The sequence below is a fragment of the Desulfopila inferna genome, assembly GCF_016919005.1.
Taxonomy (GTDB): domain Bacteria; phylum Desulfobacterota; class Desulfobulbia; order Desulfobulbales; family Desulfocapsaceae; genus Desulfopila_A; species Desulfopila_A inferna.
Map to the genome: position 1 here is coordinate 429,270 of NZ_JAFFQE010000001.1, position 21,962 is coordinate 451,231.

The 21,962-nt window shown below is 46.8% G+C and carries 21 protein-coding genes; 18 read left to right on the plus strand and 3 right to left on the minus strand.

What is annotated here, in order from left to right:
* Window positions 1-91: 91 nt before the first annotated feature.
* Together JWG88_RS01780 and JWG88_RS01785 are read left to right on the plus strand one after the other, a co-directional pair.
* Window positions 92-574 carry a cyclic nucleotide-binding domain-containing protein gene (locus tag JWG88_RS01780; protein ID WP_205231970.1) on the plus strand — a complete coding sequence of 161 codons (483 nt, stop codon included), beginning with the start codon at window positions 92-94 and terminating at the stop codon, window positions 572-574.
* 207 nt (window positions 575-781) lie between these two features.
* Window positions 782-2,254 (plus strand): sigma-54-dependent transcriptional regulator, encoded by a 1,473-nt coding sequence (locus JWG88_RS01785; protein WP_205231971.1) that lies wholly within the window; start codon window positions 782-784, stop codon window positions 2,252-2,254.
* A 72-nt stretch (window positions 2,255-2,326) separates the two neighbouring features.
* On the opposite strand, the gene JWG88_RS01790 is transcribed toward JWG88_RS01785, so the two are convergent.
* From JWG88_RS01790 to JWG88_RS01800, 3 genes are all read right to left on the minus strand, one after another.
* The gene (locus tag JWG88_RS01790; protein WP_205231972.1) at window positions 2,327-4,165 is read right to left on the minus strand and encodes a hypothetical protein; all 1,839 of its coding nucleotides are present in this window, start codon (window positions 4,163-4,165) and stop codon (window positions 2,327-2,329) included.
* 192 nt (window positions 4,166-4,357) lie between these two features.
* Window positions 4,358-4,813: a chemotaxis protein CheX gene (locus JWG88_RS01795; RefSeq protein WP_205231973.1), complete on the minus strand. Its 456-nt coding sequence runs from the start codon at window positions 4,811-4,813 to the stop codon at window positions 4,358-4,360.
* A 362-nt stretch (window positions 4,814-5,175) separates the two neighbouring features.
* Window positions 5,176-5,547 (minus strand): response regulator, encoded by a 372-nt coding sequence (locus JWG88_RS01800; protein ID WP_205231974.1) that lies wholly within the window; start codon window positions 5,545-5,547, stop codon window positions 5,176-5,178.
* A gap of 508 nt (window positions 5,548-6,055) precedes the next feature.
* Here JWG88_RS01800 and JWG88_RS01805 point away from each other — a divergent pair.
* From JWG88_RS01805 to JWG88_RS01880, 16 genes are all read left to right on the plus strand, one after another.
* Window positions 6,056-8,491, plus strand: a complete 2,436-nt coding sequence (locus JWG88_RS01805; RefSeq protein WP_205231975.1) for a tetratricopeptide repeat protein — start codon at window positions 6,056-6,058, stop codon at window positions 8,489-8,491.
* A 40-nt stretch (window positions 8,492-8,531) separates the two neighbouring features.
* Window positions 8,532-8,945: a flagellar basal body rod protein FlgB gene (gene flgB, locus JWG88_RS01810; protein ID WP_205231976.1), complete on the plus strand. Its 414-nt coding sequence runs from the start codon at window positions 8,532-8,534 to the stop codon at window positions 8,943-8,945.
* 22 nt (window positions 8,946-8,967) lie between these two features.
* Window positions 8,968-9,399 (plus strand): flagellar basal body rod protein FlgC, encoded by a 432-nt coding sequence (flgC, locus tag JWG88_RS01815; protein ID WP_205231977.1) that lies wholly within the window; start codon window positions 8,968-8,970, stop codon window positions 9,397-9,399.
* Between the two features lie 3 nt (window positions 9,400-9,402).
* Window positions 9,403-9,702: a flagellar hook-basal body complex protein FliE gene (fliE, locus tag JWG88_RS01820; protein ID WP_205231978.1), complete on the plus strand. Its 300-nt coding sequence runs from the start codon at window positions 9,403-9,405 to the stop codon at window positions 9,700-9,702.
* A gap of 103 nt (window positions 9,703-9,805) precedes the next feature.
* Window positions 9,806-11,437, plus strand: a complete 1,632-nt coding sequence (gene fliF, locus JWG88_RS01825; protein ID WP_205231979.1) for a flagellar basal-body MS-ring/collar protein FliF — start codon at window positions 9,806-9,808, stop codon at window positions 11,435-11,437.
* A gap of 3 nt (window positions 11,438-11,440) precedes the next feature.
* A complete protein-coding gene (fliG, locus tag JWG88_RS01830) occupies window positions 11,441-12,442 on the plus strand; it encodes a flagellar motor switch protein FliG (protein ID WP_205231980.1) in 1,002 nt (333 codons plus the stop codon).
* Window position 12,443: 1 nt separating this feature from the next.
* Window positions 12,444-13,211 carry a FliH/SctL family protein gene (locus JWG88_RS01835; protein WP_337833102.1) on the plus strand — a complete coding sequence of 256 codons (768 nt, stop codon included), beginning with the start codon at window positions 12,444-12,446 and terminating at the stop codon, window positions 13,209-13,211.
* Between the two features lie 11 nt (window positions 13,212-13,222).
* Window positions 13,223-14,572 carry a FliI/YscN family ATPase gene (locus JWG88_RS01840; protein WP_240194218.1) on the plus strand — a complete coding sequence of 450 codons (1,350 nt, stop codon included), beginning with the start codon at window positions 13,223-13,225 and terminating at the stop codon, window positions 14,570-14,572.
* A 16-nt stretch (window positions 14,573-14,588) separates the two neighbouring features.
* Window positions 14,589-15,035, plus strand: a complete 447-nt coding sequence (gene fliJ / locus JWG88_RS01845; RefSeq protein WP_205231983.1) for a flagellar export protein FliJ — start codon at window positions 14,589-14,591, stop codon at window positions 15,033-15,035.
* Window positions 15,036-15,063: 28 nt separating this feature from the next.
* Window positions 15,064-15,594, plus strand: coding sequence for a MotE family protein (locus JWG88_RS01850; protein ID WP_205231984.1), 531 nt, complete (start codon window positions 15,064-15,066; stop codon window positions 15,592-15,594).
* A gap of 6 nt (window positions 15,595-15,600) precedes the next feature.
* Window positions 15,601-17,139, plus strand: a complete 1,539-nt coding sequence (locus JWG88_RS01855; protein ID WP_205231985.1) for a flagellar hook-length control protein FliK — start codon at window positions 15,601-15,603, stop codon at window positions 17,137-17,139.
* A gap of 9 nt (window positions 17,140-17,148) precedes the next feature.
* Window positions 17,149-17,865, plus strand: a complete 717-nt coding sequence (locus JWG88_RS01860) for a flagellar hook assembly protein FlgD (protein ID WP_205231986.1) — start codon at window positions 17,149-17,151, stop codon at window positions 17,863-17,865.
* A gap of 226 nt (window positions 17,866-18,091) precedes the next feature.
* The gene (locus tag JWG88_RS01865) at window positions 18,092-19,366 is read left to right on the plus strand and encodes a flagellar hook protein FlgE (protein ID WP_205231987.1); all 1,275 of its coding nucleotides are present in this window, start codon (window positions 18,092-18,094) and stop codon (window positions 19,364-19,366) included.
* A 452-nt stretch (window positions 19,367-19,818) separates the two neighbouring features.
* Entirely contained in the window at window positions 19,819-20,586 is a 768-nt protein-coding gene (locus tag JWG88_RS01870) for a motility protein A (RefSeq protein WP_205231988.1), read from the plus strand.
* Between the two features lie 9 nt (window positions 20,587-20,595).
* Window positions 20,596-21,381: an OmpA/MotB family protein gene (locus JWG88_RS01875; protein ID WP_205231989.1), complete on the plus strand. Its 786-nt coding sequence runs from the start codon at window positions 20,596-20,598 to the stop codon at window positions 21,379-21,381.
* 42 nt (window positions 21,382-21,423) lie between these two features.
* Window positions 21,424-21,945, plus strand: coding sequence for a flagellar basal body-associated FliL family protein (locus tag JWG88_RS01880; protein ID WP_205231990.1), 522 nt, complete (start codon window positions 21,424-21,426; stop codon window positions 21,943-21,945).
* Window positions 21,946-21,962: the final 17 nt, after the last annotated feature.

The following is a 21,962-nucleotide window of genomic DNA, read 5'->3' on the forward strand; positions in this document are numbered from 1 at the left end:
TCCTTTTTTTAAAGTCATATGCTATATTGCAGGCCGAATGACAAATTAATGACACGCTCCCCCGAATAGACGGAATCATAACACCGAGCTGATGAGAATCAAACTTACCGAATCCGAAGAGGATACCCGGAATTTTCTTATAAATCTTCCGCTTTTTGATAGTTTCAATGTCGAGGAACTCGATACTCTCGCCAAACATATGAGCTATGTGCACCTGAAGAGAGGAGAGTATCTTTTTGTTGAAGGTGACAAGGGGAATTTCATGGGTTTCGTGGTTCATGGCGTGCTGGAGGTCCTGAAGAAATCTGAAACGGGAGAGAATATTGTCATTGCCAGGCTCACCCGGGGAAGCTCCATTGGAGAAATGGCCATCATTGACAAATCAACACGATCCGCTACGGTTGTTGCCGTACAGCCGTCAACAATGGTGACCCTGACGGATAGGGGTTTTGATATATTAGCCGATAAATCGCCGGGACTCGGCATCAAGGTCATTCAAAAAATCGCTCGTCTTCTCAGCTTGAATATGAGAAGAACATCCAGCAAGCTCGCAGATCTGCTTCAGAGTAAGTAGACATCGCCGGGTATTTGATATGTTTCCGTAGTGGGGAGAATTTAACGAAGCGCCAAGTCGCTTAGCACGTTTTTTCGAGATCAGGGCTCAATCCAGCTCAGTTGGTCTAGTTTACATCAAAAACTATTTTTCAAACGTTTTTCGCACTTCCCCTTTTCTCAGGGGGTAATGCTGTAAAGAATACACCTCTGCTGTGTTGGAATGATTATGAGTAGCAATTCTTCAGTCCTCTTCATCGACCAGAATGGACCGCACGTTGATGATCTTGTTTCTTCCCTGCGAGATTCCTTTGCCAATGCATTCCTGCATGCAGAGAATCCCAAAGAGGTTTTCGAGATAATTCAATCCAGACAGGTTGATGTGATTTTTCTCGATATCAACCTAAGTGACAACAAGACAGGACTGCAGGTTCTGAAGAAACTCACGGAAGCGGGAAAAATCCTGATTATAGCCGTCGTGCCTGAAGATGACGGCTATTTGAGGGCAAAGGTTATCGAGTTCAATCCTTTCTTTTATATCACAAAACCTTACGATCCCGCCGAAGTCCGCATTATTTTAAAAAGGGCTTTTGAAAAAGTTCATCATTTGCGCAAACTCAGGGAAAAACCTGCACTTGATAATTTTTGCGGCATTATCGGAAAATCATCTCCGATGACGTCACTGTTCGATTTGATTACCCGCATTGCCGAAGATGACTACGCCACCGTTCTTATCCGCGGAGAATCGGGCACCGGCAAAGAATTGGTGGCCAAGGCCATTCACAGCAAAAGCAATCGGAGAACAAGGAATTTCGTCCCTGTTAATTGTGCCGCCATCCCCGATGATCTCCTGGAGAGTGAGCTCTTTGGCCATACTAAAGGCGCTTTTACAGGTGCAAGCCAGAATAAACAGGGACGCATTCAGTATGCCGACGGCGGCACCCTTTTCCTCGATGAGATTGGTGATATGAAACCAACTCTGCAGGCTAAACTACTCAGAGTTATTCAGGAAAAAGAATTTGAGCCGGTCGGCGGACTTCAGGCAATACCGGTCGACACCAGAATCCTTGCCGCGACACACTGCGATCTTGAACAACTTGTGGCGCAAGGGATGTTCAGAGAGGATCTCTACTACAGGCTCAGTGTAATCCCTCTGAGCGTTCCCCCGTTGAAAGCAAGGAAAGAAGATATCCCGCTTCTCATCGAATTTTTCACAAATACCTATACCATAGAAAGAGGGCGGGAAAGGTTCATTTTTACGAAGTCAGCGCTGCAGTCTTTACTCCGCTACAACTGGCGGGGCAATGTCAGAGAACTGGAGAACCTGATTCAGCACATGTCGATTCTCTATACGGGAAAAACCATCGATAGTGAAGATCTTCCCGAGAAATATACTCTTGTGGAAAACCAGACCAACGAGGATATAAGCCATATTGTTCAACATCTATCCAATCCATGTCCACGGCCGGACATTACCGCGCCATTTTCAGGTTTTGATGACTTACAGCTGCACCAGCAAGTGGATTTTAAGGAGATGATAAGTGAATTTGAAACAAAGCTGATTCTCAGTGCCTTGCGCACTACGGGGGGAAACAAAAAAGAAGCCGCAAAGCTCCTCAACCTGAAACGCACCACCCTGTTGGAGAAGATCAAAAAAAAGAAGCTTACCCCCGACAACTGGTGTCTGTCGGGGAATGGGTAATTATTAAAGAGAGCACAGACTAAGAAAGTGCCAAATCATTTATTGGCGGAAGCTGGTAATTTACGTTATTTTTCAGGCAGCCAGCCGTATAATGTTGCTTTCGATTTTTTCCCTGATATCTTCACCCGCGGCAGGAACTAAAAGTATGTCGTGCACACCATATTTAACAGCTTTTATTACTTTTGATTTCGTCCATTTGCAACCTGCTGCAACAATAGGTGCCGAACTCATGGAGTTCACCTTTATGGTTATGCCGTAAGCCTGCTCGTTTACCTCCTGCATCACTATAAGAATAAGTCTCAGTTCGGAAGTGATATGGCTATGAATATTATCATTGAAAGAGATGCATTTTGAAACGACTCCGATGTGCTTTAACTCTACCTGAATCTTTTCAGCTTCAGCCGGATTATTTTGAATAATCAGGACTTCAATCGAGCCCGCCATCCCCTTACTCGAGGCCCGGGACTGTTCGGAATCTGGAGCAGGCTCGGCATTCCCATTATCGCCGTCGGCACCCTTACTCCTTGTGGTTTCCTCACTTGCCGCATTCTCATTTGCCAATATTGTGGAGATCTCTTCCAGCTTCAAGAGATCGGCGGGAAAAAGCATCGATAGTTTCCCATATTCCCGACCGGCTATCTCAAGGCTGCTGCTGCTCATATAATACTGTTGGCAAGGAATGACCTCATCGGAATCCGTGTCGACCTTCATGGGAGCAACTATCTCTAGTGCTTTTTTTACAAATCGAAGAGACTCGCTGAACTGTTCCTGAAAAACAGCGGTATAGACACCGGAAATTATATTGGCAATTTCACCATAAGCATCTTCTATATCCGGAGTAAAATCTTCTTCATTTACAGCTTCTTCGATTTCCGAAGGCGGCAGCATTATGAGAACGGAACCGATTCTCACGGCATCCTTGACGCTGACGAAGAGGAAAATTTCGCTCTCCTCCTCGGAAACAACATCCATATGAGCCAAAACCTGCTTGCCCATGGCCTCATCATGAAGGAATTCTTCCTTTGTTATACTCCTGTTGTCTGTTGATCCTAATTTTACCTCGATTCCCAAAAGGGCACTGACTTCTTTGGAGAGCGAATCTTTACACTGAGAAAGTAGTTTATCGACCAGCTTTTTCTTCTTTTTCAGATCGGCACTGCTCGTGACTGCCGTAGCCGGTTGCGGAGATTCCTTCTTCACCTCACCAGCGGCTTGCACCTCCTGGCTTTCCGGTGAGTCTACCTTTTCAACCGGGTCGTCCCCGAATGCAACTTCTGCTGCATTCTGTTTCCGGTCTTCTCCGATTTCTTCTGCAACTGCCGACTCATCTACAGGGACAGGGATCTCGAGGCCGAAAGGTTCAGCCGGAATGAGCACATCCAGGTTGCCCATCTGAGCTTCATCCAGCGCCATTACGGCTTTTACCCAATAGTACCATTGGTCCGGCAGGGGCTCATTCGACTCCACATCGACTTTAAGAGGAGCGATAACAACCTGCTCTTTCCTGACAAACCGGCAGTTTCTGGGATACATCTCCTCGAAAACCTTGGTATATGAACCTGCAATAATATTGGCAATTTCACCATAGGAATCTTCAGTCTCTTCCGTATAGTTTTCGCTCTTTATAACCTCTTCCAGTTCGGCAAGAGGCAGCATTATCAAGGTCCCACCAAGACGGATACCATCCTTGATTCCTAATATGATACTGCCGGTACCCTCAATTTCGCCGGTGATATCCATTTTGGCGACAATTTTCTTGCCAGACTGCTCAGCAAAATAATCTTCTTTGGTTATCAGCATGCTGGAGGGAGTGGAGACACAAAAATTCACCCCTAACAGGGAGCCGACCTCCTCCTGAACCCGTTCGCCGATGGTTTCGAGAATTTTATTGAGTTTTTGCTGTGCTTTCATCTCAGGGCTGGATCAATAATAGTGAGGTTGCTTGAATTCTCTGGTATTGTATCGGCAGGAATTGCTGAGAATTTAAGGATTTCTTCTTCCTCGGAGTGTTATCTTGAAGGGAAAGAGACTCGATGTTCATAGAATGAATCCTCTCGGCAAGGACCACCACAGACTGCCGATATACCAGCGGGCTGTTCATCTTCAGGATTCAATTTGCAGTTCAACACGGAATATTCCGCTTTCAGATTCAAAAAGAATGAGAATCCTCTCCGCACCTTTGATGGTATGGAAGCCATATTCTTTACCAGAAACAGTGGAGGGTAACGATAGGTTGATATCCCTGCCGTTTTCTGAAAGTATGGACTTCACGTTACCACCAAGCATATTGGCGATTTCACCGATTGCATCTTCCACATCTTCATTCATTTCATTAACTTCAATACCAAGAAAATTACCGGTAATGGCAAAAGCGACAGCATAAGGAATATGTACGGCCAGAACTCCCTTGTGAGTACCTGCAAGACCTACAACTCCGGTAATGGTATTTCCCAATAACCTGTTTTCTTCATTTACTTTTTCGGAAATGGTGATATCCATCATCACCATTGAAGTAAAAATCTCAAGGGTTGATTCAATGATCTTTTCGCGTAAATCCACAACTCCTCCAATATCAAGTGCCGCAAAGAAACTTTCTGTTTTTTCAATGAAACAGGTTGTTATTATGGCACCTGTCCGGCACGGGCCGGCTTTCTTATGAATTATCTGTTTTCCCCGCCTTTATAGCAGTGAAGATGTTTTTTATTAAAGTTTCCTGTAACTATTCTGCAAAGTACCAGAACCCAGCTGTTTACCTTAAACTGTAACTGGTTGGCAGTGCTTCCCGGTAAGGACCTTGCGGGCATAAACTCCGACTCCGGATATACCTTTGTTTCTCGGGCTGATCGCCTGCTGATGGAGTGCTGCTGAATAGTTACAATTTCCTTTTTAAGACTTTTTTACAGGTACCTCTTGGGGTTGGCTTATAAAAGCGGTCCAAGCACCTCATTGACCTTATCAGGCGTAAAAGGCTTCTTTATTGCCCCGACAGCACCCAGGGATTTGGCTTCACCGATAATATCATCACCGGTTTCCGTTGAAATCATCAGGACAGGAATATCCTTCATATTGTCTCTTGTGGATTTCTCCCGAAGAAAAGAGATACCATCCATATTCGGCATATTGATATCGCTTAAAACAATATCGACATGTTCGTTTTCCAACACTTCCAGGGCTTCAAGACCATCAGCGGCTTCAAAAATATTGTCAAAATCTATACCGGCCTGGCGCAACGATCTTCCAATTATTTTTCTCATTGTACTTGAATCATCAACCAGCAGAACATTCTTTCCCATTCAATCCTCCTGCACAATATGCTTTGTATTTATAGACGTTATTTACACGATGTTCTTTTTCTGTTTTCGGTTCCTTTCCTAAAAACCAATACATTAAATACCGGATTTCGAAAAAAAGAAAGCGAAGTTGCCGAAATGAATTCTGCGATAAAGAACCGTACGGCACAAACTCCGACTTCGAGAAGATTCGATAGTCCAGGCGCAGTCTTGAAACAACGTAGATCGAGCGCTTCACGAGTTCATCGATACAGATCAAAATGTATTTTATCTATATTATCAATAAGGACTAAACACCATGATCATGGATAAGTAATAGAAATCAGCCACTAAGCTTTGATAATCCCGCAAAATTTGTCCCGAAATCCCCCGGCGGCGAGATAAAATCAGATATTCAAGGTTTACTTTTTTCAAATCCTCCAAAAAAATATCTCAGATATTCAAATCAACAAACGCAAAATACTCAATCTTATTGGAACATTATTTGCAAAGCCCTAGAGCGATGCCTTAAATGAAACTTAAAATTGTTGCTCAAACTATGCGAAAATTCTTTCTATATATTCTGGCTGTTGTCATCTTTTCCCCACTCCAGTCGGGTGCCGTTGAAACTGAAATCCAGAAAATACGCAAGTTGGATCGTGGCGGAAGTACTCAAATTTACGTAACATTCGACAAGGTCCCTCAATTTTCCCATACGCAGCGAGGGAAGCGGGTCGATGTTATTCTTGATACCAACCTCTCAAATACCGAGCCCCTGGACTTTCCAGCCGACGACAAAGTTGTCAAATTTCTGACACAAGATAAAGATGGAAAAACAATACTCACCTTTTTCTTTCGTTATGAACCGCAAAAGGTAGAGACTTCCCCCTCTCAGGATAATTCTCTGGTTATTGATATTCTGCTGGGCAATGAATTCACAAAAGAATACCCTGAACTCACCTCAAGATTTGCAGGTCTCTCAGTAATTAAACGAAAGGATGCCGATTATACCAATCCATATGTTGCCAGCCCATATGCCGGAAACTGGAGATCATTTTTTTCACGATATGAGCCTGAAATACAGACCAGCGCTCCGTTAAAATATACCATTCCGCCTTTTCCGATTATCGATCTCATCCCGGATGTTCACAACAGTAATATGTTGCCGGCTGAATTTTTCTCCCTTTCCTCTCAGGGAAAATGGAAAGAAATGATCCCCCTTCTCCTGGAGCTGGTTGAGAGTACGGAGGATTTGATTACCAGAAAACATCTGGCTCTTGTTTTTGGAGAAATTCTCTTTCGAGCCGACGATTACGCCAATGCTTACCGGCAGCTCTATCTTCTCAAGGAAAGCTACCAAGATGAATACGTCGGCATAGCTGCCGCGTATCTTCTCGCCGCTTTGCGGGGTGAACATGAAGATCCCTACATAGCCTATTATCAATATGGTGAACTCGAAGATTCAATCAGCAATAGATTTCCGCTTTCACCATTTATTCTTTTAGCCCAGATTGAAACTGCACTCGCTACAGGTAAATTTGAGAGAGCCTATACCCTTCTGCAAAAAGATGATATCGCCTATCCTCCAAGACTCAAGGCCATGCGGGAATTACGCCAGGCCGATTACTGGTTCGCTACGGGGTCATACGTCAAGGCCTATGTCGGCTATCAGTTTTTTGAGGAAAACAACGTTCTTGAGGAGCAGCCATATTCTCTCAATGGATATTGCTACACCTTATACTCTCAGAAAAAATACCGGGAGGCGACCCAATGCTTCCATACCTTGAGTTCAATCATTCCGGGGCAAAGTCACCTGAGCAGGATAAGTCTGAAAAAGGCGCTGGCTGAGCTGCACTATAAGTCGGCCAGAGAAATGTATGTGACCTTTTCCACTTTGGAAGACACCTACTCCGGTACTGAAGTCGGCTACAGAGCCGCTGTCAAAAAAACCGACATCCGTTACCTCTCGCAGCCCAACTGGAGAACGACTAGTGCCACATATTATCGGAGACTTGCTGAAATGTCCGGCACCAGAGAGGTTGCTGAAGAAGCGGCTCTCAAGGAGGCGATAGTCTATTTTGAGCTTGGCGAAAACGAGCAGTGCATCGAACTGCTGCTCAATTTCCTCAGAAATCACCATGCCAGCAAACTTAAACAGACCGCCATGGCCCTTCTCATCGAAATACTGCCGAAACAGCTCGAGAAGCTTTTGGCTGAGGGCAACTATGTCGACGCCATTGTCCTGGCTAAGAAAAACAGGGAGCTTTTCCAAAACAGCTGGGTGGATATCGAACTGTTGAGCCTCCTCGCCAAATCATATCATGAACTGGGAATTTATCATGAAGCCGGAAAGCTCTATCTCTATTTATTGAAAATAGCGGAACAGGCGGAAAAGGAGAAATATTACCTGCCCCTCCTTTCCATCCTCTACGCCCAGGGAGAGCATGAACTGGTCGAAGATCATGTATTGCAGTACAACTACAATTATCCGAGCGGCAGTGACAGGCAGGAAATCTCTCTCATATATCTTCAATCTCTGGTGGCAGCCGGAAAAAGCGAACGGGCGCTTACCCTGCTCTCCTCTCCCCTGCCGGATGAACCCGAGGTCCAGGAAATTGCCGCAAGAGTTTATTTTAGCACAAACCGATATGCTCGAGCCATAGAAGTGCTCACTCCAGCCTGGAAATCCGGTGAGCTTCACTCAGATGACTCTCTTTTCATACTTGCTGAAAGCTTTTACCAGGAAAACCATCATCAAAGCTCGGAAGAGCTTTTTCTACGCCTCAAGGAAAAGACAAAATTTTTTGACCAGTCCCGACATAGATTGGCGATGATTGCCAGGGAAAGAGAGGAAACAGAGAAGTCTTTAAAGCTCTTCAGGGAAATTGTCGAAAAAGGGAATGACCCATTATGGAAAAAGTTAGCTGAAAAGGAACTGGAGTTCCATGAAATCGATAGACAATATTGATAGTAAACAAACTATTAGACACTAAACGTCGGAGAATACAATGAAGAGCAACTCGATATCTGATCAAAACTTTGCCCTATTGCAAAAAGTCCTGGATCTCCGTGCCGGCAATGAAAAGGTTATCGCTTCAAATATTGCCAACAGTGAAACTCCCGGATATACACCGTCCCGGTTCGAATTCCAAAAAGAATTACAACATGCAATCGACAAAGGATCATTTTCCCTGAAAACCACACATGCTTCACACATACCTGTCACACCCGGCAATGTAGGCGATGTCAACGGACGTATCATTAAGGAAAACAGCGACATCGGCATCGGTGATAAAAACGGTGTCAGCCTCGAGCAGGAGATGCTCGCTCTTTCCGAGAACGAACTCCTCTATGAGACTGCGGCGCAGCTCCTCAGTAACAAACTGACTTTAAGGAAATACATCATACAAGGCGGCCAGTAAAAAGGTCGTCAAGGAGAGAGTAATGGATATTTTTACATCTATGCAAATAGGCGCCTCGGCCCTTAAGGCCAACAGTATCAGGCTCAATACCATCAGTTCAAACCTGGCAAATATTGAGACCACTTCCACGCCTGAAGGCGGACCATACAAGCGTAAATCCGTCAATTTTCAAAGTTCTCCTCTTTCCTTCCAGGAACATCTTGATTCAAATCTCCAAACTACCATCCAGGGAGTAAAAGTGTCTGAAATCCTTGAAGACAAAGAACCGCCGCAAAAAGTTTACAGGCCGGAGCATCCCGATGCCGATGAAAACGGCTATGTTGCCATGCCCAATATCAATGTTCTCAAGGAAATGGTTGATATGATGTCGACAACGCGCTCCTACGAAGCCAATGCCACAACGATAAAATCAGCCAAACGCATGGCCATGAAGGCCCTGGAAATAGGGAGATAATCCATGGAATCCTCAATAATTGTCGGGGGCAAGCTCCCCCTTGCCCTGCCGAAGACAGACGGTATCGAGATAACCCAGGCTAGAGAAAATTTCGGTGAACTGCTCAGCAAAACCATAGAACAAGTAAACCAGACGAGTTTAAAGGGCGATATTGCCATACAAAAATTGCATACAGGAGAGGCAGAGAACCTACATGAGGTGATGATAGCCACGGCAGAGGCAGACATCTCCATCCGTATGCTTGTACAGATGCGCAATAAGGCATTGGAAGCCTATAATGAAATCATGAGGCTGCAAATATGATGGCGGCATAAGCGCCCATGCATCGAAGCCTCAAAGTTCGAAATCAAGATTAATTGACCCGGGATCATCATCTCAATAACAGTTATTTAACAAGGATTGACCGATGGCTGAAGAAACTTTACCCGCGGGAGAAACTACTTTACCGACAGCTTCATCCGAGCAAGCGATCGAAAGAAAGAATCTCACCACGCTCATCAAAGAGTGGCCTTTATCGAGGAAACTGGCCCTGGTGGGCGTCATTCTGATTTCCGTTACCCTTTTCGGCATTCTGATCTTTCAGGGAAAGAAGGCGGATTACCAGTTGCTGTACGCTAATCTGGCCGAGAATGATGCCGCACCTGTGGTTGCCTGGCTCAAAGGGGAAAATATCCCCTATGAACTGAAAAACAATGGCCGGAATATCTGGATTCCCGCAGCCATTCTTCACGAGACCAGACTTAACCTCGCCGGAAATGGTCTGCCGGCAGGAAACGGAGTGGGGTTTGAGGTATTCGACAAACAAAGTTTCGCCCTTACCGACTACGTACAAAAAGTAAACTATACCCGCGCTCTGCAGGGTGAGCTTTCCCGCACAATCGCCACACTGGAGCCGGTGGTCTCAGCCCGGGTTCACCTTGCACTACCTGAGAAAAGATTATTCAAGAATCAACAGAAGCAGGCGACAGCTTCCGTGATACTCTCACTGGCCAAGGGAAAAACACTGGATCAGAAGCAGGTCCAGGGCATTGTTCATCTGGTGGCCGGATCGATTACCGGTCTAACTCCGGAAAACATTACCGTAATCGATTCCAATGGCATGGCACTTGATGCCGGGCAGAAAGAAGATGAAGATAAATACTTCTCCGTTGATATGCTGGCGTACCAGCAGGAAGTAGAGCAGCGGCTGGAGATACGCGCTCAGGACCTGCTCGACCGAACCATGGGCAGAGATAAGGCAATGGTTCGTGTCAGCGCTGCCCTGGATTTCTCAAAAGTGGAAAAAACCGAGGAGCTTTTTGATTCAGAAGAACCGGTAATCCGCAGTGAACAGATAAACCAGGAAGAGAACGGCAAACCTGCGCCGGCCGGTATCCCCGGAGTTCAGTCAAATCTTGACGGCATCGATCCGCTTCAGGCTGAAGCGAGTTCCAATTCGAGAACCTCACGCACAACCAATTATGAAATCAGTAAGACCATCAGCAAGATAATAAACCCGGTGGGCACTATCAAGAACCTCTCCGTCTCGATTCTCGTTGCCGACAGGGTCGTTCCGGCGAGCGAAAATGCTGCGCAGACAGTTGTACCGAGAACAGACGAGGAGTTGAACTCACTGCAAACCATGGTAGCCACAGCACTGGGGCTGAACGCCGAACGCGGCGATCAGATCAATGTTCTGTCGATGCCGTTCACGGAAGCGCCCAGGGAAGTAATGGTCGCCGAAAAACTGCCGGACAATCTGCTTTATGAGTATCTCCCCTTTGTCAAAATCGGGTTGTTTGCCTGCGGTGCACTTATGCTCTACCTTCTGCTGGTGCGCCCTGTGATTAAAACGCTGCGCGGTGAAGTAAAAGAGCACTACAAGACCGTGGAAGCACTGGAACTGGAACAGCAGCAGACCGCCAAAGCTCTGGCGATGGAGAAACGCGAGGCGGAAGAGCTCATCTCCGAGGATCCTCTTGTGTTAATTCGCCGAAAGGTTATGGAAAACCCGACACCTGCGGCGCATATTATAAAAAACTGGCTCCAGGAAGCATAATACATGAGTATTGAAGATCTCAGTAATATTAAAAAGGCTGCCGTTGTCCTGATGTGTCTTGGTGAAGATGCGACCGCCAAGATATTTCAGGAGTTTACTGACGATGAAATTCGTCGGGTTACCAAAGCGATGGCGGTCATCGATCATATCCCCAGCGATGTCAAGGAAATGGTTGTGAACACCTTTCTCGAAGCCGAGAAAAAATATGCCGGTCTTTTCCTTAAGGGCAGTGACTTCGCCAAACTCGCGCTTGCCAAGACAGAAAACGAAAGAGCTGACGATCTTCTCGATCAGTTCATTTCGGGAACGGAATCACGACCGTTGGAAACCATTGCCATGATGCAGGCAAGAATGGTCGCCGGCCTCCTGGAAAAAGAGCATCCCCAGACCATCGCCCTCATCCTCTCAACGCAGCACGTACAGCATGCCGGCGAAATCCTTTCCTGGCTGCCCGAAGAATTCCAGGCCGACGTCGTTTATCGCATTGCAAAACTGGAAAAGGTATCGCCCGAGGTTATCTCGGGAATCGAGGAGGCCCTCAACAAGGAACTCGGCAGCAATATAGGCAGGGAGCAGCGGCAGGTTGGCGGCCTCGATAAAGTTGTCGATCTACTCGGCCACCTGCAGAACAATCTTGATGCCGATATCCTGGAGACTATAGAAGAAACCGATCCCGAACTGGCTGAAGAGATTCGCAAACGAATGTTCACCTTCGAGAATCTTGTCGGTCTGGACGGCAGATCTCTGCAGATGATCCTTCGGGAAGTAAACAATGATTCGCTGACCATGGCTCTGAAGACCGCATCCGATGAAATGAAAGAGAAAATCTATGCCAACATGTCCATCCGGGCCGCCGACATGATCAAAGACGATCTGGAAGCCATGGGTCCGGTGAGGCTGTCGGAAGTTGAAGCCATGCAGCAGTCGATCGTTAAGATCGCCATGAAGCTTGAGGAAGAAGGTAAGATTGTACTCAACAAGGTCGGAGGCGACGAATTTGTCTAAGGTGATCAAGGACTCAAACGGGTTTGTTCCCGTCAAAATAATCGCTGGCGAAATTGAGCGCCCCCCGATCTGGGAGGATCTTGCCCAACGGCTAGAAAGGGAAAGCGAGGAATCGATGCGGCAGGCCAGTCAAGACCAACCGGCAGACAACCGGGACTCAGGCACCGGTGCAGACGATTTCTCATCGTTCGATGATTTCTCCTCTCCGGAAACGGCGACTGAAGACTGTGGCGATCCGGACCAAGGGGAAATACAAGAGACCCAAACGCCCTCAATTGATATAGACGCTTTAACCGAAGAATATTTCAATAAAGGAGTACAGGCAGGTATCGAACGGATGGAAAGCGATTACGGCTCAAGTATCAGGACCCTCCAGTCGGCCTGCGAACGACTCAATTCCGTGCATGAAATCATCCTTAAAAACAGTCTTGAGGAAATGCACAACCTGGTTCTGAAAATTGCCGAAAAGGTTATCCGGCACTCGGTAGCTTCACAGGAAAATACTATTATCAGAACCGTGGATGAAGCGATTCAGCTGGCGGTAAAATCTGATGAATTCATCATTAGAGTAAACCCGGATGATTTTGAAACAATCAGCTCCCGTTCGGCAGATTTTATCAACGGCATAAACGGTCTGGAAAACATCATTGTAAAATCCGATCCGGCAATCGAACAGGGCGGCTGTCTTGTGGAGTCATGCAATTGCACGGTGGATGCAACAGTGGCAAGTCAACTGGAACTTATTTCAAGTGCAATCAAGCAGAAATGATAGGTGGTCCCATGCCATTAAAGCCATCCTCTCTTGAGAACCTGCAAACCATAAAGGTGTATGGCAAAGTGACCAGGATAGTCGGCCTGGTCATAGAGGGACACTGCCCGAATTCCACCATCGGATCTCTTTGCCGGATTTCCACTCTGGATAAGGATTCCGGAATATATGCCGAAGTTGTCGGATTTAGAGATTCCCGAGCCCTGCTAATGCCGCTGGGGACAGTTCGTGGCCTTGGTCCAGGAAGTACAATACGGGTCATCAGGGATGCTGCTACCATCAAAGTAGGCGATAATCTTCTCGGCAGGGTCATAGACGCCATGGAAGAGCCCCAGGATGGCTTGCCTGTCCCCCTGCTCAGTACGGAGATGAGCCTCTATGCCGATCCTCCCGGACCGATGGAGAGAAAAAATATAACCGACCCTCTCGATCTGGGGATCAGAGCGATCAATGGCCTGCTGACCTGCGGTATGGGACAGCGTATGGGAATAATGGCGGGATCGGGCATAGGCAAAAGCGTCCTTCTGGGAATGATGTCAAAATACGCCCGTGCTGACGTCAATGTTATTGCCCTGATAGGAGAGCGCGGCCGGGAAGTGCGTGAATTTATCGAACGGGATCTGGGAAAAGAAGGTCTGGCACGCTCTGTTATCGTGGTAGTTACTTCAGACCAATCCCCGCTTTTGAGAATGAGAGGGGCATTTGTCGCCACCACCATTGCCGAATTCTTCTGCAGGAAAGGCAAGAATGTGCTTCTGATGATGGATTCCGTTACCCGATTTGCCATGGCAATGCGGGAAATTGGTCTTGCCGTGGGCGAACCGCCGACCACCAAAGGCTATACTCCCTCGGTATTTGCCACCTTGCCCCGACTCCTGGAAAGGGCCGGACGTTTTCGTGACCAGGGGTCGATCACCGGACTCTACACCGTTCTGGTCGAAGGTGATGATATGACTGAACCGGTCGCTGATTCGGTCAGATCAATACTTGACGGACATATTGTTCTCTCCCGGGATATTGCCGCCAGAAATCATTATCCCGCAATCGACGTGCTCAACTCCGCCAGCAGGGTTATGCGGGATATTGTCACCGCCAGACACCTCGAACTCTCCGGCAAGGCAAGAAGCATCCTGGCCACCTACGCAGAGGCCGAAGATCTGATTAATATCGGTGCCTATACCGGCGGCTCCAACTCTCAGATCGATTTGGCCATCAGCAAGATCGAGGCAGTTAATTCTTTCCTGCAGCAGTCTTTTGACGAATCAACCTCGCTGGAAACCACCAGGGAAGAACTCGGCATTCTTCTTAATGAACGCAAGGGTGAGCAGCCTTTTCAAAAACGAAGAAAAAATGACCGCTGATTTCGACGGCTAAGCCATGAAGCCTTTTTCCCTGACCGCAGTTCTTCAATACCGCAGGCAGCTGGAAGATTCAGCTGCAACCAGACTCGTTCATGCTCAGCTTGAGCTCCAGGCAAAGCAGCAGGAGTATGACGAACTAGTGGACCGCTATACCAAGCTCCTTGCCCGCCTCGACCAATTACAGGACGGCGGAATTACGGTAGAGGATCTACTGCAATATGAGAATCATCTCAGCTGGCTTAAAGGACAGCAGAAAAAAGTTGCCGATGAGCTTCATTCAGCCACCGTGAAAGTAAGCCAAAAGCGGCGTCTTGTTGTTGACAGACGACGCGACAAAAAGATCCTCGAAAAATTGAAAGACAAACAGAATCGTGAATGGCGGCAGTATCTGGAAAAGAAAGAAGCGGCACAGCTTGACGAAATTGCAGTTCTAGCCCATGACCGCGATCAGCAGAAAACATGAACACTCAACCTTCACTCAACGAGATATTATGAAAATGTTCCGAGAGTTACAAAAGTATATATTCCTGACTGCATTGCTCTTTTTCATCTCGACCGTGCCCTGTGCTGGCGAGGAAGTTACTGATGATCAATCGTATCAGTCGGTGGAGGAAAGGCGAATATATGCGCTGATGCAGGAAGAGCGCGAAAAAGTCTTTCAGGAGAAGAAAGATTTAGAATTACGAGAAAAGGAACTAAAGACTCTGGAATTATCAGTCGATAAGAAGCTTGCAGAGATAGATAAAAGACTCGCTGAGTTAAAAAATATGCGCAACAAGATCGAAGCGCTGTTGGCGGAAAAATCAACTGAAGAGAAAAAGCGAATAAAGGATTTGAGCGCCATCTATGAAAAGATGGCTCCACAGCGAGCGGCACTTGCAATGTCCGGAATGGCTCCTAATCTGGCCACCGAGCTCTTGGCAAATATGAAACCAAAGGCAGCTGCCGAAGTCCTGGACATGCTGAACAAACAGACAACATCAGAACTGAGTACCGTATTTACAACCATACAAATAGAGTGAACTCATATGGAAGCATTCGCCGTCGCCCCCGCACCACCTCAAGCTCGTCCATCAAAGAGCAGCCCAAATACCGAGCCCAAAGACGGCGAATCCTCCTTCGCTCCCAAGCTAAGCAAGGCAATCGACGACAAAGCAAAGTTACAGGAAACTAAGGATCCCAGCACCTTTAAAAGCATAGATTCAAGCCCTGAGAAAACAACGGCGGCCAAGGAAGAGAGCAGAGACAGTCATCTCAACGAAGAAGAAGATCCTGCCGGAACTACTGAATTCAGATATCCAGATGAGTCAATACTCCCTTTTGATATACAACAGATTGGCAATGTGTTGCCGGCTGAGCAACCGCAAAGAGGAGTTGATGGCCGTCCTGCTCGGTTTTCATCTGCTGCTGCCGCCAATGGAATTTCCATATCGGGAAAGCACGAGTTCTCCACCCAGCCATATTCCCCCATTTTGCCTTCACCTGCAGATCGGGATGCCGTCATAAAACTCATTATACCCGCTGATCTTTCGACAAGAGCGGGATTACGAACTGGAGCGGGGAAAACAGCAATATTCAACTCATCCTCCATGGCTGTAAAACCTGTAGCCATGGCTCCTTCTCAGCCACTCTTTCAGTCACAGGACTCCGCCTCTGCATTGAATCTTTTGCAGATTAACGATTCCATCAGCATGTCGCGAGGGAATGAGCGGGTGCCTACCTCATTACTGCAAAACAATTTACCGCTGCCCACTGCGGAAATACCTTCGGGACCTGCCGCACCTCCCCTTTCAGCCGAAAAAATTATTGCAGGACTTACGGAAATACCTGTTCAGCTGAAAGGCACATCGTTGAGAGACAATGCCTTGTCACTGCGCCGTGAAATTAGCAGCCCTCAGCTTTTCGAGGCACAAATTCAGAACCTTGATTCAGGCAATTCCCGGAATAACCAGCAACTTCTTGACTCCGGCAGTGAAGCGCCGGCACAACCCACCCTTTCCTCTCCGATGAAATCAGGCGAAAATTCAGAATCATCCTTTTCACAGTCACTGAGCAATCTCTCAACGGACAAGAGCCAAAGTCTCGGTGAGACCATGCGTCCAGGAACTTTAATATTTACCCAGCCTGCCCATGAGAATGCTGTGCTGCAGCAGGTTGCACAGAAATTTCGAATCTCACCCAACCTGCAGGATTCAAAGCTGGTGTTGAAACTTCATCCTGCGGAGCTTGGCAGTCTGAAAATCGACATCCAGCTGAAAGATGGGGCCATCAGCGCCAGCATTCTGGCACAGTCTCAAAACGTTCTGGAGATACTGGAAAAAAATCTGCCTAGATTAAAAGCGTTAATGGAAGACCAGGGCCTTTCTGTTGGAGAAATTGCTATCAGCCTTGATTCCGATGTACCTGCGGATCATAACCTTTTTGAAGATCAACTCGCCCGGGAAAACACCTCCTTTTCCAGTCCCGACAACTCACGATCAGGGCTCTCCTTTGAGTTGGAGCAGGAGATTGAAGAGGGCAAGGTAGCCGGAATATCTTCTCAGTCTGGTGTAAACGTAAAAATTTAGGAGCTCCGCATGAGTTACATCAATAATCTGTTTCCTTCTCCGGCAACAACTCCAATCGCTGCCGAAGGTACCAAAAAATCAACCGATATCATGGGCAAAGAGGATTTCCTTACTTTGCTTGTAGCTCAGTTGCAGAACCAGGATCCCCTCAACCCCGATGATCCGACGGAGTTTACCTCCCAACTTGCACAATTCAGCTCGCTCGAGCAGCTTTTCACACTCAACGAGTCTATGGAAAATCTGGTTACATCCAATGCCAATGCAGACCGTTTTGCAACATTGCAAACCATCGGCAAAAACGTGGTCTATCATGACAGCAAGTTTGAATATGATGGAAACGGAGAAATTGAACTGGGCTATCAGCTTGACGGTGAAGTAACGCAGGCAGAAATAACCATTCAAAAGAATGGTGCCACGATTGCCGTTATTGATGGTACTGAACTGACAAAAGGGAATCATTTTCTTGCCTGGGACGGCATGACCGACTCCGGCACTCAAGCCGAGAAGGGATCATATACCTTTGCTGTTTCAGTGAAAGCGACAGAGGGAGAAAGTGTGGCTGCAGCCCCATTGATAAAATCCGAGGTAACCGGTGTTGATCTTACCGGTGAATATGGCGGCAAATTGCTGACCATGGCGGGTGAGGTTTCTTTTGCATCAATTCTCGGGGTCTACGACAAAGGCTATACCACCGATAACGAGGGCGTCGATGAAGGCGAAGGATAAGGTTATCCAGCTGGAAACCCTTAGAAATGAGGCAGGGAAAGACTCTTCTGCCGTTAAATACTTGATCATTGCAGTTTTCAAATAAAGATACATCGAAAAAATATAACATATCGCTGATTTACCTGAGATCACGGAAGAGAACCGGTTCAATTCAGCTAAAAACCTTTAACGGAAAGAGAAAATTGTTTTCTTGAAAACAGTGACGCTCAACATGGAGGAGTAAATTATGGGTATTTCAAGTGCACTGTACAGTGGTGTCAGCGGACTCAATACCAATTCTCAGGCAATGACAGTGATAGGCAACAACCTGGCAAATACCAACACGCTGGGCTTCAAAGGAGCCAGGACAATTTTTTCAGATCTGCTGTCCAGCACCATCAATGGCTCCGGCGGGACATCCCAGGTCGGACGAGGCGTCAATGTTTCCAAGGTGGACAATATCTTCAGCCAGGGAACTTTCGAGTCGACGGAATCCGGACTCGATGTAGCTATTGAAGGGGACGGTTTTTTCCTGGTCAGCGAGGTGGGCAACGACACCAACTACTATACACGGGCCGGTGCTTTCCGCTTTGATGAAAATGGATTTCTCGTCAACCCTGAAGGCTTCAGGGTCCAGGGAAAAAGATTTGATGTTGACGGTAATCTGGTAGCAGGAGATCCGGAGGATATTCGCATCGGCAATACCGGACTTATTGCCGGAAATATGACTACCGAGATGACGCTTAATACCAATCTCGATGCTGCTGCGATAGCGCCGGTGGGTGATTTTGATTATACCAATGCGGATACGTTTAACTATTCATCATCTACCCAAATATTTGACTCTTTAGGCGAACCGCATCTTGTTACAACATATTTTACCAAAGATGCGGTGGACAACACCTGGAACTGGAACTGGTCAGCGGAGGATGTCGACGGTAATCCAATGGGTTCGGATCTTACCGCCGGCGGTGCCGAACCTCCGGCGGGTATCATCACCTTCGCCAATGACGGCACAATGCTGGCGGGAGGTGGTCCAAATAATATCGGCCCTATCGACTGGGGTAATGGTTCCGATGCCGGCCAGGCGGTCGATATTACTTTTGACACAACTCAGTTTAACAGTGCATCTACGGTCATATCGCAGGTACAGAACGGATTTGCAGCAGGAAATCTGACCAGCGTGGACATAGATGGGAAAGGTGCGGTTATCGCTTCCTACTCCAACGGTGAACAAATTGCAGTGGCCAATCTGGTTCTCGGAAAGTTCAACAACCCCAACGGACTGGAACTGGTCGGGAATAACCTTTTCACAGCCAGCGATGCATCAGGGGTTGCCCGGGTAGGATTACCCGGCCCTGAACTCGGCAAGGTATTCACCAACTCACTCGAACAATCGAATGTGGATATGGGAGCGGAATTCGTCCGTATGATCACGGTTCAAAGAGGTTTTCAGGCCAATTCAAAGATTATAACCACGGTGGATGAACTTCTTGGAGAACTGATTAATTTGAAACGCTAAAAGTCACATTTTTGACACTACAGAAAGGGAACTGAGGTAAAAGTCAAATTTATCGAGGTTCCCTTTTATATTTTACCAAACATATTGGTTTATTGTTGTTTTATTATCTTGCGTCCAGTTTTTCAGCTATGGTACGAAAATCTTTTCTTTCATAAATAACCAAGTACGATATTTTATGAACAACTCAAATATGATCTAATCTTTTCTATCTCACCGATTTCGATGGAATTATTCTGTCTATATTTATATCTCTTCATTCTCTTGCTTCCTTTTTTCATGGAGGATGATCCTTCTCGTCAATTTCATCCAGCTCTGTCAGTATCTTCTACTGGAATGTTTATTGCACAGCCCTGCGTATCCAGAACGACTGAATCATATATCAGGAAAGAACAACAACATCTACTTGATAGCAAAGTAGTAATACAGAAACACGCATTCCGGAGGATTGTTTTTTGGATCTCTCAACCATATTAGGAATTGGCGCAGCTTTTGGCCTCATGCTGATGGCTATCCTCCAGGGAGGACCGCTTTCGATCTTTGTCAATGTTCCTTCCCTGATGATTGTTTTTGGAGGCACCGCCGGAAATACACTGGTCAATTATCCATTCAGTGATGTTTTTGACGCCTTCAATGTAGCCAAGAAAACCATCCTCTATAAAGAGCAGTCGATAAATAATCTTATCGTTCAACTTATGGAGTTTGCCAATAAAGCACGTAAGGAAGGTATTCTTGCTCTTCAGGGAGCCATGGAGAATATCAACGACGAGTTTCTGATCAAGGCCATGCAGATGGCAGTAGATGGCCAGGAGCCTGAAACCTTGAGAAACATGCTCAACACGGAGATCGAATACATCCAGCAGAGACATGAAAAAGGCGCCAATATTTTTCTCTCCATCGGCACCTACGCACCGGCCATGGGAATGGTGGGAACGCTTATAGGACTGGTGCAGATGTTGCAAACCATGGACGATCCGTCCTCCATCGGGCCGGCTATGGCCGTCGCCCTGTTGACCACCTTTTACGGCGCTGTCATTGCCAACGTCATCTGCCTGCCCATGGCCGGCAAACTCAAAATGCGCTCCGAGGCAGAACTGCTCACCAAGACCTTGATAATTGAAGGAATGCAGTCGATTCTTTCCGGCGAGAATCCTCGCATTATGGAACAGAAACTGCATGCCTTCATCGCACCTAAACTGCGGGAATCCACTTTCAAAAAGTAGGGTTTGACAATGTCTGAAGAACAGCAAAAACAAGAAGAGCAACGAAAACAGAAGCGGTCCTCGCCGAGTCGCGGTGCACCAATGTGGATGGTGACATATTCGGATCTGGTGACCTTACTGCTGACCTTTTTTGTTCTTCTCCTCTCCATGGCAAGTCTTGATCCGGTCCGCTTTACCCAAGCATCAAGTTCTCTTAAGGATGCCTTCGGAATGCATGCCAACCCGGCTCAGGTAGAATTTGAAATACCGGTGCTCCCCTCTCCTCCGGTTACAAAATTTTCGCCTATGCAAAATGAAATGACCGTCAAAATCTATAGACGCATCAAAACCAGGATCGATGCAGATAATCTTTCTCAGGAAATAGATATCATCAACAAAGACGGCGAAACAATAATTCTCCGGGTCAAGGATACCATCCTCTTTGATCCCGGTGAAACGAAGATATCTCCACAGTCATATCAGCTGTTGCGTTATATCGCTGACATAATACGTCCTTTGCCTTTACGGCTGCGAATTGAGGGACATACGGATTCACTGTCGGAGAGTGGAGCTGAACTGGGAGAATGGGATGTTTCGATGGCCAGAGCTGTTTCGGTTATGCGGTTTCTGAAAAAGGGAGCCCTGCTTCCCCTGGACAGAATGAGCGCCATAGGCTATGGACCCGACAAGCCGATCTCCATTAGCAATACTCCTGAAGGTCGAAGGCAAAACAGGAGGGTGGACTTTGTCCTCCGCGCCAAAACAGGTATGGATGCGGAAGAGTCTAGAAATCTGGAGACTCGGATTCCATTTTAGGAGTCAGATAAATGAAAATGCACATACAGGGACAAAACACCAATGGCTGAAAAAAAAGGGATACAAAAACAACCGGAAACTCCGGAATCCGGCGGCAGCAAAAAGCGCATAATAATAATACTGGCATCGATCATTCTTTTGATCGTTCTTATAGGTGCCGGAGTGAGCCTTTTTTTCTTCCTCAAAAGCGAGGGCGAGGAAGACAAAAAACCCTCTTCCGTCCTTGAGGTGCCTGTACCTGAGTTGCAGAAAAACACCAATATAGGCCCGATGATAGATATCAATGATTTTATTGTCAACATCATCAGCGCTGAAACCAGCCACTACGTCAAGGCATCATTTACTCTGGAGCTATCAAATGAAATAGTCAAAGAGGAAGTTGTTCAGCGTATGCCGCAGGTAAGAGACTCTATTCTTCTCTCCGTCGGTAATAAAACCTACGATGAACTTCAGGATCTTCAGGGAAAGAAGCAACTTAAAGCCGAGCTGGCCAGTAAACTCAATGCCATCCTGGTCTCCGGCAGGATTAATTCCATTTATTTCACTGACTTCGTAGTTCAATAATACATACCTCCTGGACG

What these genes read in the sequence shown, in the direction of transcription:
- JWG88_RS01780 (WP_205231970.1), top strand. Translation starts at nt 92, where the DNA reads ATGAGAATCAAACTTACCGAATCCGAAGAGGATACCCGGAATTTTCTT.
- JWG88_RS01785 (WP_205231971.1), top strand. Translation starts at nt 782, where the DNA reads ATGAGTAGCAATTCTTCAGTCCTCTTCATCGACCAGAATGGACCGCAC.
- JWG88_RS01790 (WP_205231972.1), bottom strand. Translation starts at nt 4,165, where the DNA reads ATGAAAGCACAGCAAAAACTCAATAAAATTCTCGAAACCATCGGCGAA.
- JWG88_RS01800 (WP_205231974.1), bottom strand. Translation starts at nt 5,547, where the DNA reads ATGGGAAAGAATGTTCTGCTGGTTGATGATTCAAGTACAATGAGAAAA.
- JWG88_RS01805 (WP_205231975.1), top strand. Translation starts at nt 6,056, where the DNA reads ATGAAACTTAAAATTGTTGCTCAAACTATGCGAAAATTCTTTCTATAT.
- flgB (WP_205231976.1), top strand. Translation starts at nt 8,532, where the DNA reads ATGAAGAGCAACTCGATATCTGATCAAAACTTTGCCCTATTGCAAAAA.
- flgC (WP_205231977.1), top strand. Translation starts at nt 8,968, where the DNA reads ATGGATATTTTTACATCTATGCAAATAGGCGCCTCGGCCCTTAAGGCC.
- fliE (WP_205231978.1), top strand. Translation starts at nt 9,403, where the DNA reads ATGGAATCCTCAATAATTGTCGGGGGCAAGCTCCCCCTTGCCCTGCCG.
- fliF (WP_205231979.1), top strand. Translation starts at nt 9,806, where the DNA reads ATGGCTGAAGAAACTTTACCCGCGGGAGAAACTACTTTACCGACAGCT.
- fliG (WP_205231980.1), top strand. Translation starts at nt 11,441, where the DNA reads ATGAGTATTGAAGATCTCAGTAATATTAAAAAGGCTGCCGTTGTCCTG.
- JWG88_RS01840 (WP_240194218.1), top strand. Translation starts at nt 13,223, where the DNA reads ATGCCATTAAAGCCATCCTCTCTTGAGAACCTGCAAACCATAAAGGTG.
- fliJ (WP_205231983.1), top strand. Translation starts at nt 14,589, where the DNA reads ATGAAGCCTTTTTCCCTGACCGCAGTTCTTCAATACCGCAGGCAGCTG.
- JWG88_RS01850 (WP_205231984.1), top strand. Translation starts at nt 15,064, where the DNA reads ATGAAAATGTTCCGAGAGTTACAAAAGTATATATTCCTGACTGCATTG.
- JWG88_RS01855 (WP_205231985.1), top strand. Translation starts at nt 15,601, where the DNA reads ATGGAAGCATTCGCCGTCGCCCCCGCACCACCTCAAGCTCGTCCATCA.
- JWG88_RS01860 (WP_205231986.1), top strand. Translation starts at nt 17,149, where the DNA reads ATGAGTTACATCAATAATCTGTTTCCTTCTCCGGCAACAACTCCAATC.
- JWG88_RS01865 (WP_205231987.1), top strand. Translation starts at nt 18,092, where the DNA reads ATGGGTATTTCAAGTGCACTGTACAGTGGTGTCAGCGGACTCAATACC.
- JWG88_RS01875 (WP_205231989.1), top strand. Translation starts at nt 20,596, where the DNA reads ATGTCTGAAGAACAGCAAAAACAAGAAGAGCAACGAAAACAGAAGCGG.
- JWG88_RS01880 (WP_205231990.1), top strand. Translation starts at nt 21,424, where the DNA reads ATGGCTGAAAAAAAAGGGATACAAAAACAACCGGAAACTCCGGAATCC.